Source organism: Zeimonas arvi (assembly GCF_008039575.1).
In the GTDB taxonomy this organism is placed as follows: Bacteria; Pseudomonadota; Gammaproteobacteria; order Burkholderiales; family Burkholderiaceae_E; genus Zeimonas; species Zeimonas arvi.
The window spans coordinates 258,102-272,092 of the sequence record NZ_VDUY01000002.1 but is presented as its reverse complement, the minus strand read 5'-3'; the positions used below and the strand labels follow the sequence as shown (position 1 = coordinate 272,092).

12 protein-coding genes are annotated in these 13,991 nt (G+C 67.7%); all 12 read left to right on the top strand.

The genetic code is table 11. The annotated features are described in order from the left end of the window. Positions 1-56 precede the first annotated feature (56 nt). The 12 genes from FHP08_RS05690 to FHP08_RS05635 all read left to right on the top strand — a co-directional run bounded on the left by FHP08_RS05690 (position 57) and on the right by FHP08_RS05635 (position 13,982). A complete protein-coding gene (locus FHP08_RS05690) occupies positions 57-1,307 on the top strand; it encodes a branched-chain amino acid ABC transporter substrate-binding protein (RefSeq protein ID WP_147703356.1) in 1,251 nt (416 codons plus the stop codon). Between the two features lie 161 nt (positions 1,308-1,468). Next, complete coding sequence (locus FHP08_RS05685; RefSeq protein ID WP_147703355.1) at positions 1,469-2,416, top strand: branched-chain amino acid ABC transporter permease; 948 nt, start codon at positions 1,469-1,471, stop codon at positions 2,414-2,416. A gap of 4 nt (positions 2,417-2,420) precedes the next feature. Beyond that, entirely contained in the window at positions 2,421-3,710 is a 1,290-nt protein-coding gene (locus FHP08_RS05680; RefSeq protein WP_147703354.1) for a branched-chain amino acid ABC transporter permease, read from the top strand. 22 nt (positions 3,711-3,732) lie between these two features. Beyond that, entirely contained in the window at positions 3,733-4,503 is a 771-nt protein-coding gene (locus FHP08_RS05675) for an ABC transporter ATP-binding protein (protein ID WP_147703353.1), read from the top strand. 12 nt (positions 4,504-4,515) lie between these two features. Further along, positions 4,516-5,220, top strand: a complete 705-nt coding sequence (locus FHP08_RS05670) for an ABC transporter ATP-binding protein (RefSeq protein ID WP_187272178.1) — start codon at positions 4,516-4,518, stop codon at positions 5,218-5,220. A 230-nt stretch (positions 5,221-5,450) separates the two neighbouring features. Continuing rightward, the gene (locus tag FHP08_RS05665; protein WP_147703352.1) at positions 5,451-7,544 is read left to right on the top strand and encodes a 3-hydroxyacyl-CoA dehydrogenase NAD-binding domain-containing protein; all 2,094 of its coding nucleotides are present in this window, start codon (positions 5,451-5,453) and stop codon (positions 7,542-7,544) included. Positions 7,545-7,620: 76 nt separating this feature from the next. Then, a complete protein-coding gene (locus FHP08_RS05660) occupies positions 7,621-8,799 on the top strand; it encodes an acetyl-CoA C-acyltransferase (protein WP_147703351.1) in 1,179 nt (392 codons plus the stop codon). A gap of 115 nt (positions 8,800-8,914) precedes the next feature. Beyond that, positions 8,915-10,777 (top strand): acyl-CoA dehydrogenase, encoded by a 1,863-nt coding sequence (locus FHP08_RS05655; RefSeq protein ID WP_147703350.1) that lies wholly within the window; start codon positions 8,915-8,917, stop codon positions 10,775-10,777. Positions 10,778-10,847: 70 nt separating this feature from the next. Beyond that, positions 10,848-11,624: an SDR family oxidoreductase gene (locus FHP08_RS05650; RefSeq protein ID WP_147703349.1), complete on the top strand. Its 777-nt coding sequence runs from the start codon at positions 10,848-10,850 to the stop codon at positions 11,622-11,624. Positions 11,625-11,659: 35 nt separating this feature from the next. Then, positions 11,660-12,175 carry a PaaI family thioesterase gene (locus tag FHP08_RS05645; RefSeq protein WP_225879044.1) on the top strand — a complete coding sequence of 172 codons (516 nt, stop codon included), beginning with the start codon at positions 11,660-11,662 and terminating at the stop codon, positions 12,173-12,175. 1 nt (position 12,176) lies between these two features. Further along, positions 12,177-13,175 (top strand): NADP-dependent oxidoreductase, encoded by a 999-nt coding sequence (locus FHP08_RS05640; protein ID WP_147703348.1) that lies wholly within the window; start codon positions 12,177-12,179, stop codon positions 13,173-13,175. Positions 13,176-13,211: 36 nt separating this feature from the next. Continuing rightward, positions 13,212-13,982: a class II aldolase/adducin family protein gene (locus tag FHP08_RS05635; RefSeq protein WP_147703347.1), complete on the top strand. Its 771-nt coding sequence runs from the start codon at positions 13,212-13,214 to the stop codon at positions 13,980-13,982. Positions 13,983-13,991: the final 9 nt, after the last annotated feature.

Below are 13,991 nucleotides of genomic sequence, written 5' to 3'. Positions count from 1 at the left end.
GGCAAGCGGCGATCAATCGCCGCGGGTCGAGACAGACCGAGACAAAGGAGACAAGGATGAGCAAGAAACTCGCGTTCGCGGCCTTTTCCGTGGCCTTCGCCGCCGCGGCGGCCTCCCCGATGGCCTACGCGCAGTCGGGCACGGTCAAGGTGGCCTGGATCGACCCGCTGTCGGGCATGATGGCGCCGCTCGGCCAGAACATGGTGCGCAGCTGGCAGTACGCGGCCGATCTCGCCAACCAGGGCAAGTGGGCCGGCGACGTCAAGTTCGAGGTCGTTCCCTTCGACAACAAGCTCAGCCCGCAGGAGAGCCTGACGGTGCTGAAGTCGATCATCGACCAGGGCATCCGCTACATCGTGCAGGGCAACGGCTCGGGCGTCGCGATCGCCCTGGCCGACGCGGTCTCCAAGCACAATGCGCGCAATCCCGGCAAGGAAATCGTCTACCTGAACTACGCCGCGGTCGATCCCGTCCTGACCAACGAGAAGTGCGACTTCTGGCACTTCCGGATCGACATCAACTCCGACATGAAGATGGAGGCGCTCACCGCCTACATGGAGAAGCGGCCTGAGATCAAGAAGGTCTACCTGATCAACCAGGACTACGCCTTCGGCCATTCGGTCGAGCGCGCCGCCGAGGAATACCTGAAGCGCAAGCGTCCCGACGTCGAGATCGTGGGCAAGGATCGCCATCCGCTGGCCCAGGTTCGCGACTTCGCGCCCTACGTGGCCAAGATCAAGGCGGCGGGCGCCGACACGATCATCACCGGCAACTGGGGCGCCGACCTCGCGCTGCTGGTCAAGGCGGCCAAGGACGCCGGCCTGACCGCGAACTTCTACACCTACTATGCGGGCACCACCGGCGTGCCGACCGCGATGGGCGCGGCCGGCGAGGACCGGGTCCGCTACGTCGGCTACTGGAACTCCAGCGATCCGTCGCCCGAGGGCGCGAAGGTGGTCGAGGGCTTCAAGAAGAAGTTCAACGACGACTACTACACGATGGCCACCTACACCTCGTTCAAGCTGTTGTCAGAGGCGATGAAGAAAGCCAAGTCCACCGATCCGAAGGCGGTGGCCTTCGCGATGGAAGGGCTGAAGGTCCAGTCGCTGGCCGGCGAGGTCGAGATGCGCGCCACCGATCACCAACTGCAGCAGGCGGTGTACATCTCCTCGTGGCAGAAGGTCGACGGCAAGACCGTCAAGTACGACCAGGAGAACACCGGCTACGGCTGGCGCACCGAGGCCAAGATCGAGGCCTACGTCGCCTCGCAGCCGACCTCCTGCAACATGAAGCGTCCGGCGCGCTGATCGTTCCCGGAGCGCCGCGGCCGGCCGGTCTGCCGGCCGCGGCCTGAAGCTCCGGCCTCGCCGGTCCAGGCTCGATCCGCAGCACGTGGCCGGCGCCCTCGCGGCGCAGGCCGGTTGCCGCTGCCGCCATCCGGTCGCCTCTTCTCCGGTCGCCTCGCATCGTGGAATTCTTCGTCATCTCGCTGCTGAACGGCGTCAGCTACGGGCTGCTGCTGTTCATGCTCGCATCGGGCCTCACGCTGATCTTCAGCATGATGGGCGTGCTGAACTTCGCGCACGCGTCCTTCTACATGATCGGCGCGTACTTCGCGTACCAGGTCAGCACCTGGATCGGCTTCTGGCCGGCCCTGTTCATCGCGCCGCTGCTGGTCGGTGCGCTGGGCGCGGTCGTCGAGCGGTATGGGCTGCGCAGGGTGCACAAGTGGGGGCATGTTCCGGAGCTGCTGTTCACCTTCGGGCTGTCCTACATCATCGTGGAACTGGTGCAGATCATCTGGGGCAGGGCGGCAGTGCCCTACCAGGTGCCCGAGGAGCTGTCGGGCACGCTGTTCACCGTGTTCTCGACGAATTTTCCGGCCTACCGCGGCTTCATGATGCTGGTGGCGATCTTCATGCTGATCGCGATCTGGCTGATGCTCACCCGCACGCGGATCGGCCTGGTCATCCAGGCCTCGCTCACGCATCCCGAAACGGTGGAAGCGCTGGGCCACAACGTGCCCCGGGTCTTCATGCTGACCTTCGGCGGCGGCACCGCGCTGGCCGGGCTGGCCGGCGTCATCGGCGGCAATGCCTACGTGACCGAACCCTCGATGGCGGCGCTGGTGGGCGCGATCATCTTCGTGGTGACCGTGGTCGGCGGCATGGGCTCGCTGGCCGGCGCCTTCGTGGCCTCGCTGCTGATCGGTCTGATGCAAACCTTCGCGATCGGCATCGACTGGTCGCCGGCCGGCTTCTTCCAGAGCCTGGGCATCCCGATCACCCAGGACACCTTCGGCTACGCCGTCTGGTCGCTCAAGTTGTCGCAGGTGGCGCCGGTGATGCCCTATCTGCTTCTCGTTCTGATCCTGATCTTCCGGCCGCGTGGCCTGATGGGCACCCGGGAAGGCTGATTCGATGTCCAAGACGATCCGTTTCGCGCCGTACAACGTCGGGCGCTGGCTGGTCTGGGGGCTCACTGCGATCCTGTTCGCAGTCATGCCGCTGATCTTCACCAAGGGCTTCGCGATCACCCTGCTGTCGCAGATGGGGATCATGATCATCTTCGCCCTGTCCTACAACATGATCTTCGGCCAGGGCGGCATGCTGTCCTTCGGCCACGCCGTGTACTCGGGGCTCGGTGCCTTCTTCGCGATCCACGCGCTGAACTGGGTGGGCGACGGGCGGATCTGGATCCCGGTGTCGCTGATCCCGCTGGTCGGCGGGCTGTTCGGCGCGATCTTCGGGGTGATCTTCGGCTACGTGACCACCAAGAAGGCGGGCACGCCCTTCGCGATGATCACGCTGGGCATCGGCGAGATGGTGTTCTCGGCCTCGCTGATGTTCCCCGGCTTCTTCGGCGGCGAGGGCGGCATCTCGAGCAACCGGGTGATCGGCGACCCCTTCCTGGGCGTGAGCTTCGGGCCGGCCATCGAGGTCTACTACCTGATCGCGGTCTGGTGCTTCGTCTGCATGATCGCGATGTTCGCCTTCTCGCAGACGCCCCTGGGGCGGATCTCGAACGCGGTGCGCGACAACCCCGAGCGCGCCGAGTTCATCGGCTACAACACGCAGCGGGTGCGCTTCCTGGTGCTGGTCGTGTCGGCCTTCTTCGCGGGCATCTCGGGCGGGCTGGCGGCGATCAGCTTCGAGATCGTCACCGCCGAGAACGTGTCGGCGCTGCGTTCGGGTGGCGTGTTGCTGGCCACCTTCATCGGCGGCGCGATGTTCTTTTTCGGCCCGGTGCTCGGCGCGGTGATCTTCGTCTTCTTCGCGATCGCGCTGTCCGACTACACGAAGGCCTGGCAGTTCTACCTGGGCGTCTTCTTCGTGCTGATGGTCATGTACGCGCCGGGCGGGGTCGCTTCGCTGATCCTGATGAACCTCAGGGTGGCCAAGTACCAGCTGTTCAACCGCCTCTGGAAGCCCTACGGCTGGTTGCTCGCGGCCAGCGCGGTGCTGCTCGTCGGCGTGATCATGGTGATCGAGATGAGCTATCACCTGACGCTGAACTTCGCTTCGGGCACCCAGATGAAGCTGTTCGGTTTCCAGGTGGATGCGGCCAGTCTGGGCGTCTGGGCGATCGCGGCGGCGATCGTGATCGCCGGCGCGCTGTTCTTCAACGCGACGCGCAAGACCTTCGCGCGCGAATGGGGCAACGTGCAGGCAAGGATCGAAGACCAGATCCAGCGCGGCGTTCGGGCCTGAGCGCGACCGGGGTACAGGGAAGATGAACGCCACTTCGAACCAGTCCGCGCTCAAGCTCGCCGACGTGCGCAAGAGCTTCGGAAAGACCGAGATCATCCGGGGCGTTGACCTCGACATCCGCAAGGGCGAGCGCCACGCGGTGATCGGGCCGAACGGCGCCGGGAAGTCCACGTTGTTCAACCTGATCTCGGGGCGCTTTCCGGTGAGCTCCGGCAAGATCGAGCTCAACGGCCAGGACATCACCGGGCTCAAGCCTTTCGAGATCAACCGGCGCGGGCTTTCGCGCAGCTTCCAGATCACCAACATCTTTCACCGGATGTCGGTGTTCGAGAACATCCGCTGCGCCACGCTCTACGCGCTGGGCTATCGCTACTCGTTCTGGCACCGGCTCGCGAAGCTGGCCGACGCGGTCGAGCGCGCCGAGGACATCCTCCAGCGCATCGGGTTGCAGAACCGGCGGGACACCCAGGCCGGCCTGCTCACCTACGCCGAGCAGCGCGCGCTCGAGATCGGCATCACGATCGCCGGCGGCGCCGACGTGATCCTTCTGGACGAGCCCACCGCGGGCATGAGCCGGTCGGAGTCGGACCACGCGGTCGAGCTGATCTCCCGGGTCACCGAGGGCAAGACGCTGGTCATGGTCGAGCACGACATGAGCGTGGTCTTCGGCCTGGCCGACCGGATCTCGGTGGTCGTCTACGGCGAGGTGATCGCCACCGACGCGCCCGCCGGCATCAAATCCAACCGTGCGGTCCAGGAAGCTTACCTGGGCACCACGCTCGCCGAAGCCTGACGCGGGCCGAACATGTCTGACGCGATTCTCGAAGTCCAGAACCTCCACGCCTACTACGGCAAGAGCCACGTGCTGCACGGCGTCGACATGGCCGTGCGCAAGGGCGAGATCGTCAGTCTCCTGGGACGTAACGGGGTCGGGCGTTCGACCACCGTGAAGACGGTCATGGGACTGGTCGAGGGAACCGGCACGGTGAAGTTCAAGGGCGAGCCGATCCTCGGGCTCAAGCCCTACCAGATCGCCCACAAGGGCCTGGGCTACGTGCCGGAGGCGCGCGACATCTTCCCCACGCTGACCGTCGAGCAGAACCTGGTGCTCGGGCTCAAGGGCCGCTCGCCGGGCCGCTGGAGCTTCGACGACATGTACCGGATGTTCCCGCGGCTCAAGGAGCGCCAGCACACCCAGGCCGGCGTGCTGTCGGGCGGCGAGCAGCAGATGCTCACGCTGTGCCGCACGCTGATGGGCGACCCGGACCTGATCATGATCGACGAGCCGACCGAGGGGCTGGCGCCCAAGATCGTCGAGCTGGTCGGCGAGTATCTCAAGGAGCTCAAGAACCGCGGCATCTCGGTGCTGCTGGTCGAGCAGAAGCTCGCGATCGCACTCGACATCTCGCAGCGGGTCTACGTGATGGGCCACGGTCACATCGTGTTCGAGGGCACGCCCGAGGAGCTGAAGGGCAACACCCGGATCCGGCAGGAGTGGCTGGAGGTCTAGGTGTGCCGGGCGCAGGCTTGCCGTCGGCCCCCGGCCGCCCCCGAACCCCGGCGCGCGGGCGTCCCGAAAGCCGGCGTGGTGGCCGGCGGAAGAGGAGAATCGCGCGTTACACTAGACGGTTGTCGGCACCCGCTTTTTTTTGACCACAAATCGAACGGGCGTTCGTTTTTTGACAGCATGAGCCCGTCCCGACCCAGCACACCGTCTTCAACCTGACTCGGGATTTACGCATGAGCCAAACCCAGTACGCCACCCACGGCGACGTCGCCGTGATCACCATGAACAACCCGCCGGTCAACGGTCTCGGCCACGGTCTGCGCACCGGCATCGTCGAGGGCCTGCGCCGCGCTCAGGCCGATTCCGCGGTCAAGGCGATCGTGATCACCGGGGCCGGCAAGGCCTTCTCGGGCGGCGCCGACATCCGCGAGTTCAACACGCCGGCCGCGCTGGCCGAGCCCTCGCTGCACACGGTGATCAGGGCGATCGAGGGCTCGGCCAAGCCCGTCGTGGCCGCCATCCACAGCGTGGCCATGGGCGGCGGGCTCGAGCTTGCGCTGGGCTGCCACTTCCGCGTCGCGGCCACCGGCGCGCAGATCGCGCTGCCCGAAGTGAAGCTCGGCATCCTGCCGGGCGCCGGCGGCACGCAGCGCCTGCCGCGCGTGGTGCCGCTCGAGATGGCGACCAACATGATCGTATCGGGTGCGCCGGTCAAGTCCGAGAAGTTCAAGGGCACGAAGCTCTTCGACGAGATCGTCGAAGGCGACGTCACCGAGGCGGCGCTCGCCTTCGCCCGCAAGGCGGTGGCCGAGAACCGCGGCCTGCCCAAGGTGCGCGACCTGAAGATCGAGCACGAGGACGCCGAGGCCTTCCTGCAGTTCTCGCTGAACACGGCCAAGTCGGTGGCGAAGAACTTTCCGGCGCCGGCCGCCTGCGTCGAGGCGATCCAGGCCGCCGTCAGGCTGCCGTTCGAGCAGGGCATGGCGCGCGAGCGCGAGCTCTTCCTGCATCTGGTCCAGACCCCCGAATCGAAGGCGCTGCGCCATGCCTTCTTCGGCGAGCGCGCGGCCAGCAAGGTGCCGGACGTGCCGGCCGACACGCCGCTGCGGGCGATCAAGTCGGCCGCGGTCATCGGTGCCGGCACGATGGGCGGCGGCATCGCGATGAACTTCGTGAATGCGGGCATCCCGGTCAAGCTGCTCGAGATGAAGCAGGAGGCGCTCGATCGCGGCCTGGCCACGATCCGCAAGAATTACGAGAACTCGGCCAGGAAGGGCCGCATGACCATGGACGACGTGGAGAAGCGGATGTCGCTGATCGCGCCCACGCTGTCCTACGACGACATCGGCCAGGCCGACATCGTGGTCGAGGCGGTCTTCGAGGACATGCCGGTCAAGGAGCAGGTGTTCAGGAAGCTCGACGAGGTGATGAAACCCGGCGCGATCCTCGCCACCAACACCTCCACGCTCGACGTGAACCAGATCGCAGCCTTCACCAGGCGCCCGCAGGACGTCATCGGCACGCACTTCTTCTCGCCGGCCAACGTGATGAAGCTGCTCGAGATCGTGCGCGGCGAGAAGACCGCCAAGGACGTGCTGGCCACCACCCTGGCGCTGTCCAAGACCATCCGCAAGACGGGTGTGGTGTCGGGCGTGTGCGACGGCTTCATCGGCAACCGGATGATCGAGCAGTACAGCCGCCAGGCCGGCTACATGGTGGAAGAGGGCGCCAGTCCGCAGCAGGTCGACCGCGCCATCGAGAAGTTCGGCTTCGCGATGGGCCCCTTCCGGATGAGCGACCTGGCCGGCAACGACGTGGGCTGGTACATCCGCAAGCGCCGCTACGTCGAGCGCCCCGACATGAAGTACCCGAAGATCGCCGACAAGATCTGCGAATTGGGCCGCTTCGGCCAGAAGACCGGCGCGGGTTTCTACCGCTACGAACCGGGCAAGCGCGACGCGATCCCCGATCCGGTGGTCGACAAGCTGATCGAGGAGCACCGCAAGGAGCTCGGGCTCGAGCCGCGCAAGCTGTCCGACGACGAGATCGTGCACCGGCTGATCTTCGCGCTGGTCAACGAGGGCGCGAAGATCCTCGAGGAAGGCATCGCGATGCGCGCCTCGGACATCGACATGATCTACCTGACCGGCTACGGCTTCCCGCTGTTCCGCGGCGGCCCGATGCTCTACGCCGACCAGTGCGGCCTGTACAACGTGGTCAACCGGATGAAGGACTTCGCGGCCAACCCGCACGGCGACCCGTCGTTCTGGACGCCTGCGCCGCTGCTCGCGAAGCTGGCCGCCGACGGCAAGAGCTTCAACGGCTGAGCCCCGACCGAACGAACGAAACTCGACGAACGCCGCGGCGCGCGCCGCCGCGGCACCGAAGACAAAGGAATCCAAGATGCGTGAAGCAGTGATCGTATCCACCGCGCGGACCGGCCTGGCGAAATCCTGGCGCGGCGCGCTGAACATGACCCACGGCGCGACGATGGGCGGGCACGTGGTGCGCGCGGCCATCGAGCGCGCCGGCATCGAGCCGGGCGAGGTCGAAGACGTGTTGATGGGCTGCGCCAGCCCCGAAGGCGCCACCGGCTCGAACATCGCCAGGCAGATCGCGCTGGCCGCCGGGTGCCCGATCACCGTGTCGGGCGTGACCATCAACCGCTTCTGCTCGTCGGGCCTGCAGACGATCGCGATGGCCGCCCAGCGGGTCATCGCCGGCGAGGCCGACGTGTACGTGGCCGGCGGCGTCGAGTCCATCTCGTGCGTGCAGAACGAGATGAACCTGCACATGCTCCGCGACAAGGGCCTGATGAAGTCCAAGCCCGAGGTCTACTGGCCCATGCTGCAGACCGCCGAGATGGTGGCCAAGCGCTACAGCATTCCCCGCGAGCGAATGGACGAGTACGGCGTGCAGAGCCAGCAGCGCGCGTGCGCGGCGGCCGCAGCCGGCAAGTTCAAGGACGAGATCGTCCCGATCACGGTGAAGATGGCGGTGGCCGACAAGGCCACCGGGCAGCTCGGCACGAAGGAGGTCACGCTGGCCGACGACGAAGGCCGGCGCGAAGGCACGACCTACGAGGCCGTGTCCCAGATCCGCTCGGCGCTGCCCGGCGGGGTGATCTCGGCCGGCAACGCCAGCCAGTTCTCCGACGGCGCAGGCGCCTGCGTGGTCATGGACGCGAAGCTCGCCGAGAAGAAGGGCCTGAAGCCGCTCGGTTATTTCCGCGGCTTCGCGGTGGCCGGATGCGAGCCCGACGAGATGGGCATCGGCCCGGTCTTCGCGGTGCCCAAGCTGCTGGCGCGCGCGGGCCTGAAGGTCGAGGACATCGACATCTGGGAACTGAACGAGGCCTTCGCGGTGCAGGTGCTGTACTGCCGGGACAAGCTGGGCATCCCGAACGAGCGGCTCAACGTGAACGGGGGAGCGATCGCGGTCGGCCACCCCTACGGCGTAAGCGGCCAGCGGCTGACCGGCCACGCGCTGATCGAGGGCAAGCGGCGCGGCGGCAAGTGGGCGGTGGTCACGATGTGCATCGGCGGCGGCATGGGCGCGGCCGGGCTGTTCGAGATCGCCTGATCCGCGGCGCTTGACGGCGGGGCCGCTGGCGGCCTCGCCCGCATCGGGGCCCGTCGCGGCCCCGATGCCGTTCCGCTCAGCACCATCTCGCAGCACGACTCACGGGCAGAACAAGATGGCCAAGGCCGGCATTCCCGTTCCCTCCAGGATCCTGTCGCGACGCGACCTGGACTTCCTCCTCTACGAATGGTTGCGAGCCGAGGCGCTTTCCGCGCGGGAGCGCTACGCCGACCATTCGCGCGAGACCTTCGACGCGGCGCTCGACACCTGCCAGAAGATCGCGACCGAGCACTTCTACCCGATCAACCGCCTGCTCGACCTGAACGAGCCCACCTTCGACGGCGAGCGGGTCCACACGCCGGCGGAGCTGAAGGCGGCGCTGAAGGTCTTCTGCGACGCCGGCCTGATGGCGGCCGGCCAGGACTACGAGCTGGGCGGCATGCAGCTGCCCTGCCTGGTCGAGAAGGCCTGCTTCGCCTGGTTCAAGGGCGCGAGCGTGGCCGCCTCCGGCTACCCCTTCCTGACGATCGGAAACGCCAACCTGTTGCTCGCGCATGGCACGCCCGAGCAGGTCGATCGCTGGGTGCGGCCGATGATGGCGGGTCGCTTCTTCGGCACGATGTGCCTGTCCGAGCCGCAGGCCGGCTCCTCGCTTTCCGACATACGCACCCGCGCCGAGCCGCAAGCCGACGGCAGCTACCGGCTGTTCGGCAACAAGATGTGGATCTCGGGCGGCGAGCAGGACCTCTCCGAGAACATCGTGCACCTGGTGCTGGCCAAGATCCCCGGCCCGGACGGCAAGCCGGTGCCCGGCGTCAAGGGCATCTCGCTTTTCCTGGTGCCCAAGGTGCTGCTCGACGACGACGGCTCGCTGGGCGAGCGCAACGACGTCGTGCTGGCCGGGCTGAACCACAAGATGGGCTATCGCGGCACGACCAACACGCTGCTCAACTTCGGCGAGGGCAGGTTCCGCCCCGGCGGGCAGGGCGGCGCGATCGGCTGGCTGGTCGGCGAGCCCGGCAAGGGGCTGGCCTGCATGTTCCACATGATGAACGAGGCGCGCATCGGCGTGGGCCTGGGCGCCACCATGCTCGGCTACACCGGCTACCTGCACGCGCTGGACTACGCGCGCAACCGGCCGCAGGGCCGGCCGCCGCAGGGCAAGGACCCCTCGGCGCCGCAGGTGCCGATCGTCGAGCATGCCGACGTGCGCCGGATGCTGCTCGCGCAGAAGGCCTGGGTCGAGGGCGCGCTGGCGCTGAACCTGTTCTGCGCGCGGCTGATCGACGACGAGCGCACGCACCCCGACGCCGCCGAGCGCGGCCGCGCGCACGCGCTGCTCGAGCTGCTCACGCCGATCTGCAAGAGCTGGCCCTCGCAGTGGTGCCTGGAGGCCAACAGCCTGGCCATCCAGGTCCACGGCGGCTACGGCTACACCCGCGACTACAACGTCGAGCAGCACTATCGCGACAACCGCCTCAACCCGATCCACGAGGGCACGCACGGCATCCAGGGCCTGGACCTGCTGGGGCGCAAGGTGCGGCTGCACGACGGCGCATTGCTTTCGGCCTTCGCGCAACGAGTGCATCAGACCACCGGCCGGGCGGCCGAGGCGGGCGAGGAGTGGCTGGCTGCCGGCCATGCGGTGTCGCAGACCGGCGAGCGGATCGCGGCCACGGTGTCGCGGCTGTACGGCGCGGGCGACCTCGACGTCACGCTCGCCAATGCCAGCGTATTCCTGGAGGCCTTCGGCCACTGGGTGATCGCCTGGGTCTGGCTCGAGCAGGCGCTGGCGGCGCAGGCGGCGCTGGCGGCCGGAGGCGATGCGCTGCCGGCGGCCGATCGCGACTTCTACCAGGGCAAGCTGCAGGCGGCCCGCTGGTTCATGCGCTGGGAGCTGCCGCGCGTGCAGCCGATGCTCGATCTGCTCGATTCGCTCGACATCACCACGCTCGCGATGCGCGACGAATGGTTCTGAGCATGCGCCAGCGCATGGATCGATTTCCGCCGCGCCGGGGCGCGGCCCACGAAGCGTTCGGGAGATACGGATGACGGTGAAGAAGGCTTTTGATCTGGGCGGCCGCAAGGCGATCGTGACCGGCGGCTCACGCGGGCTGGGCCTGCAGATCGCCGAGGCGCTGGGCGAAATGGGCGCCGAGCTGGTGATCGCGGCGCGCAGGCCCGAGGAACTGGACCAGGCGGTGATGCACCTGGCGGCGCAGGGCGTGACGGCGCACGGCATTCCCGCCGACCTGGGCAGGCCCGAGGGCGTGTCGAAACTGGCCGATGCGGCGCTCGAACGCCTGGGCCACTGCGACATCCTGGTGAACAACGCCGGGGCGACCTGGGGCGCGCCGGCCGAGGACCATCCGCTCGAGGCCTGGCTCAAGCTGCTCAGCCTGAACCTGACGGGGATGTTCCTGCTCACGCAGGCGATAGGCAAGCGCTCGATGATCCCGCGCGGCTACGGGCGGGTGCTGAACCTGGCCTCGATCGCGGGTCTGCGCGGCAGCACCGGCGAAGGCAGCCATACGATCGCGTACAACACCACCAAGGGCGGCGTCGTGAACTTCACCCGCGCGCTGGCCGGAGAATGGGGGCCGCACGGCATCACGGTCAACGCGCTGGCGCCGGGATTCTTTCCGTCGAAGATGACCCAGGCCACGCTGGACAAGATCGGCGAGGACATCAAGGCGCGCACGCCGCTGCGCCGGCTGGGCGACGACGAGGACCTGAAGGGCGCGGCGGTGCTGTTCTGCTCGGATGCCGGCAAGCACATCACCGGCCAGATTCTCGCGGTGGACGGCGGGATGACCGCGGTCTGAGCGCAGACACGACACCAGCAAGGGAACCACGAGGCGTGACGAAAGACGACGACAGCGCAACGAAGCGCGCACCGCAAGGCGCCGCCGGGCAGGCGGCTGCGGGCACCGGCGGCGACGCGCATGCGGCGCGCATCGACCCCGCGGGAGAACTTCGCCCGCTCGCGCAGATCCCCTTCCTGATGCACCTGGGCGCGCTGTGGCGCGACCTCGGCCCCGGCCGCTCGGAACTGGTGCTGGACCAGCAGCCGCACCACTCGAATTCCCTCGAGATGGCCCACGGGGGCGTGGTCATGACCCTGCTCGACGTGGCGATGGCGCGCGCCGGCAGCACGCTGGCCGAGCCCGAGCGCGGCGAGCGTTCCGTGCTGATCACCATCGAGATGAAGACCACCTTCATGGCGCCCGCCACCGGGAAGATCCGGGCCGAGGGCAGGGTGCTGCGGCGGACCTCGTCGATGGCCTTCTGCGAGGCCGACCTGTTCGACGGCCACGGACACCTTTCGGCGCGCGCCAGCGGAACCTTCCGGTACCTGAAACAACGGAGACAGTGAAATGACCGAAATGAACAAGCAGTTCCTTCTCGCGAGCCGCCCGCAGGGTCAGGTCTCGACCGGCAACTTCAGGCTGGTCGAGCGCCCGGTGCCCGAGATCGGCGAGGGCGAGGTGCTGGTGCGCAACCACTACCTGTCGCTCGATCCCTACATGCGCGGCCGGATGGACGACGCCAGGTCCTACGCAGCGCCGCAGAAGCTGGACGAGGTGATGCAGGGCGGCACGGTGGGCGAGGTGGTCGCGAGCCGCAACCCGGCCTTCGCGGTCGGCGACAAGGTCCTGGCCATGTTCGGCTGGCAGCTCTACGGCAAGTCCGACGGCAGCCTGATGATGAAGCTGGACACCAGTCGCGTGCCGATCCAGGCCTACCTCGGCTGCGTGGGCATGCCCGGCATCACCGGCTGGTACGGGCTGAACAAGATCATCGAGCCGAAAGCCGGCGAGACGGTCGTGGTGTCGGCCGCCAGCGGCGCGGTGGGTTCGGTGGTCGGCCAGCTGGCCAAGCGGAAGGGCTGCCGGGTGGTCGGCGTGGCAGGCGGCGCCGAGAAGTGCCGCGCGGTCACCGAGGAGTTCGGCTTCGACGCCTGCGTGGACTACAAGGCAGGCAAGCTGCGGGCGGACCTGAAGGCCGCCACGCCCGACGGCATCGACGGCTACTTCGAGAACGTGGGCGGCGAGGTGCTCGACGCGGTGTTGCGCCGGATGAACGCCTTCGGCCGGATCGCGGTCTGCGGCCTGATCGCCGGCTACGACGGCAACCCGATGCCGACTCACGAGTTCCGCTCGATCCTGACCAACCGGCTCAAGGTGCAGGGCTTCATCGTGTCCGAGCACATGGAGTTCTGGCCGCAGGCCCGCCGCGAGCTCGCGCAGCTGGTCGGCGACGGCGCGCTGAAGTACCGCGAGACGATCGCCCAGGGCCTGGAGTCGGCCCCCGAGGCCTTCATCGGCCTGCTGAAGGGGCGGAACTTCGGCAAGCAGCTGGTCAAGCTGATCTGACGCAGCCATTGACTCGAGACAACGAGGAGACGAGCGATGAATGCACCTCAGAAATCGATCCGAGAAAAGGTCAGCGCCGAGGAGTGGCAGCTGCGCATCGACCTGGCCGCCTGCTACCGCGCGGTGGCGATGTACGGGTGGGACGATCTGGTCTTCACCCACATCTCGGCCCGCATCCCGGGGCCCGAGCATCACTTCCTGATCAATCCCTACGGGATGATGTTCGAGGAGATCACCGCGTCTTCGCTGGTCAAGGTCGACATGGACTGCCGGCCGCTGAGCGAGACGCCGTATCCGGTGAACCCCGCCGGCTTCGTCATCCACAGCGCGATCCACGCGGCCCGCGAGGACGTCGTATGCGTGCTGCACACCCACACGCCGGCCGGCGTTGCGGTGGCCGCGCAGAAGCAGGGCCTGCTGCCGATCTCGCAGCAGGCGAGCGTCGCGCTGATGTCGCTGTCGTATCACGACTACGAGGGCATCGCGGTGCGCGACGACGAGAAGGCCCGGCTGCAGGCGGACCTCGGCACGAGCATGAACTTCATCCTGCGCAACCACGGACTGCTGACGGTCGGCCAGACGGTGGCCGACGCCTTCCTCGCGATGTTCAATCTGGAGCGCGCCTGCCAGGTCCAGGTGCTGGCCCAGTCGGGCGGCGCCGAGCTGGCGCGCGTGACGCCCGAGGTACTGGGCGCCGTCGGCCAGGCGCTGTCGGTTCAGCGCGTCGGGCAGGCCACGCCGGGCGCGCTGGCCTGGCCGGCATTGCTGCGCAAGCTCGACCGGGTGAATCCGGGCTACGACGCCTGAGGAGGAAGC

Bases quoted from the DNA above. Each gene is read 5' to 3' on its own strand.
- FHP08_RS05690 (WP_147703356.1), top strand. From the start codon at position 57: ATGAGCAAGAAACTCGCGTTCGCGGCCTTTTCCGTGGCCTTCGCCGCC.
- FHP08_RS05680 (WP_147703354.1), top strand. From the start codon at position 2,421: ATGTCCAAGACGATCCGTTTCGCGCCGTACAACGTCGGGCGCTGGCTG.
- FHP08_RS05675 (WP_147703353.1), top strand. From the start codon at position 3,733: ATGAACGCCACTTCGAACCAGTCCGCGCTCAAGCTCGCCGACGTGCGC.
- FHP08_RS05670 (WP_187272178.1), top strand. From the start codon at position 4,516: ATGTCTGACGCGATTCTCGAAGTCCAGAACCTCCACGCCTACTACGGC.
- FHP08_RS05665 (WP_147703352.1), top strand. From the start codon at position 5,451: ATGAGCCAAACCCAGTACGCCACCCACGGCGACGTCGCCGTGATCACC.
- FHP08_RS05660 (WP_147703351.1), top strand. From the start codon at position 7,621: ATGCGTGAAGCAGTGATCGTATCCACCGCGCGGACCGGCCTGGCGAAA.
- FHP08_RS05655 (WP_147703350.1), top strand. From the start codon at position 8,915: ATGGCCAAGGCCGGCATTCCCGTTCCCTCCAGGATCCTGTCGCGACGC.
- FHP08_RS05650 (WP_147703349.1), top strand. From the start codon at position 10,848: ATGACGGTGAAGAAGGCTTTTGATCTGGGCGGCCGCAAGGCGATCGTG.
- FHP08_RS05640 (WP_147703348.1), top strand. From the start codon at position 12,177: ATGACCGAAATGAACAAGCAGTTCCTTCTCGCGAGCCGCCCGCAGGGT.
- FHP08_RS05635 (WP_147703347.1), top strand. From the start codon at position 13,212: ATGAATGCACCTCAGAAATCGATCCGAGAAAAGGTCAGCGCCGAGGAG.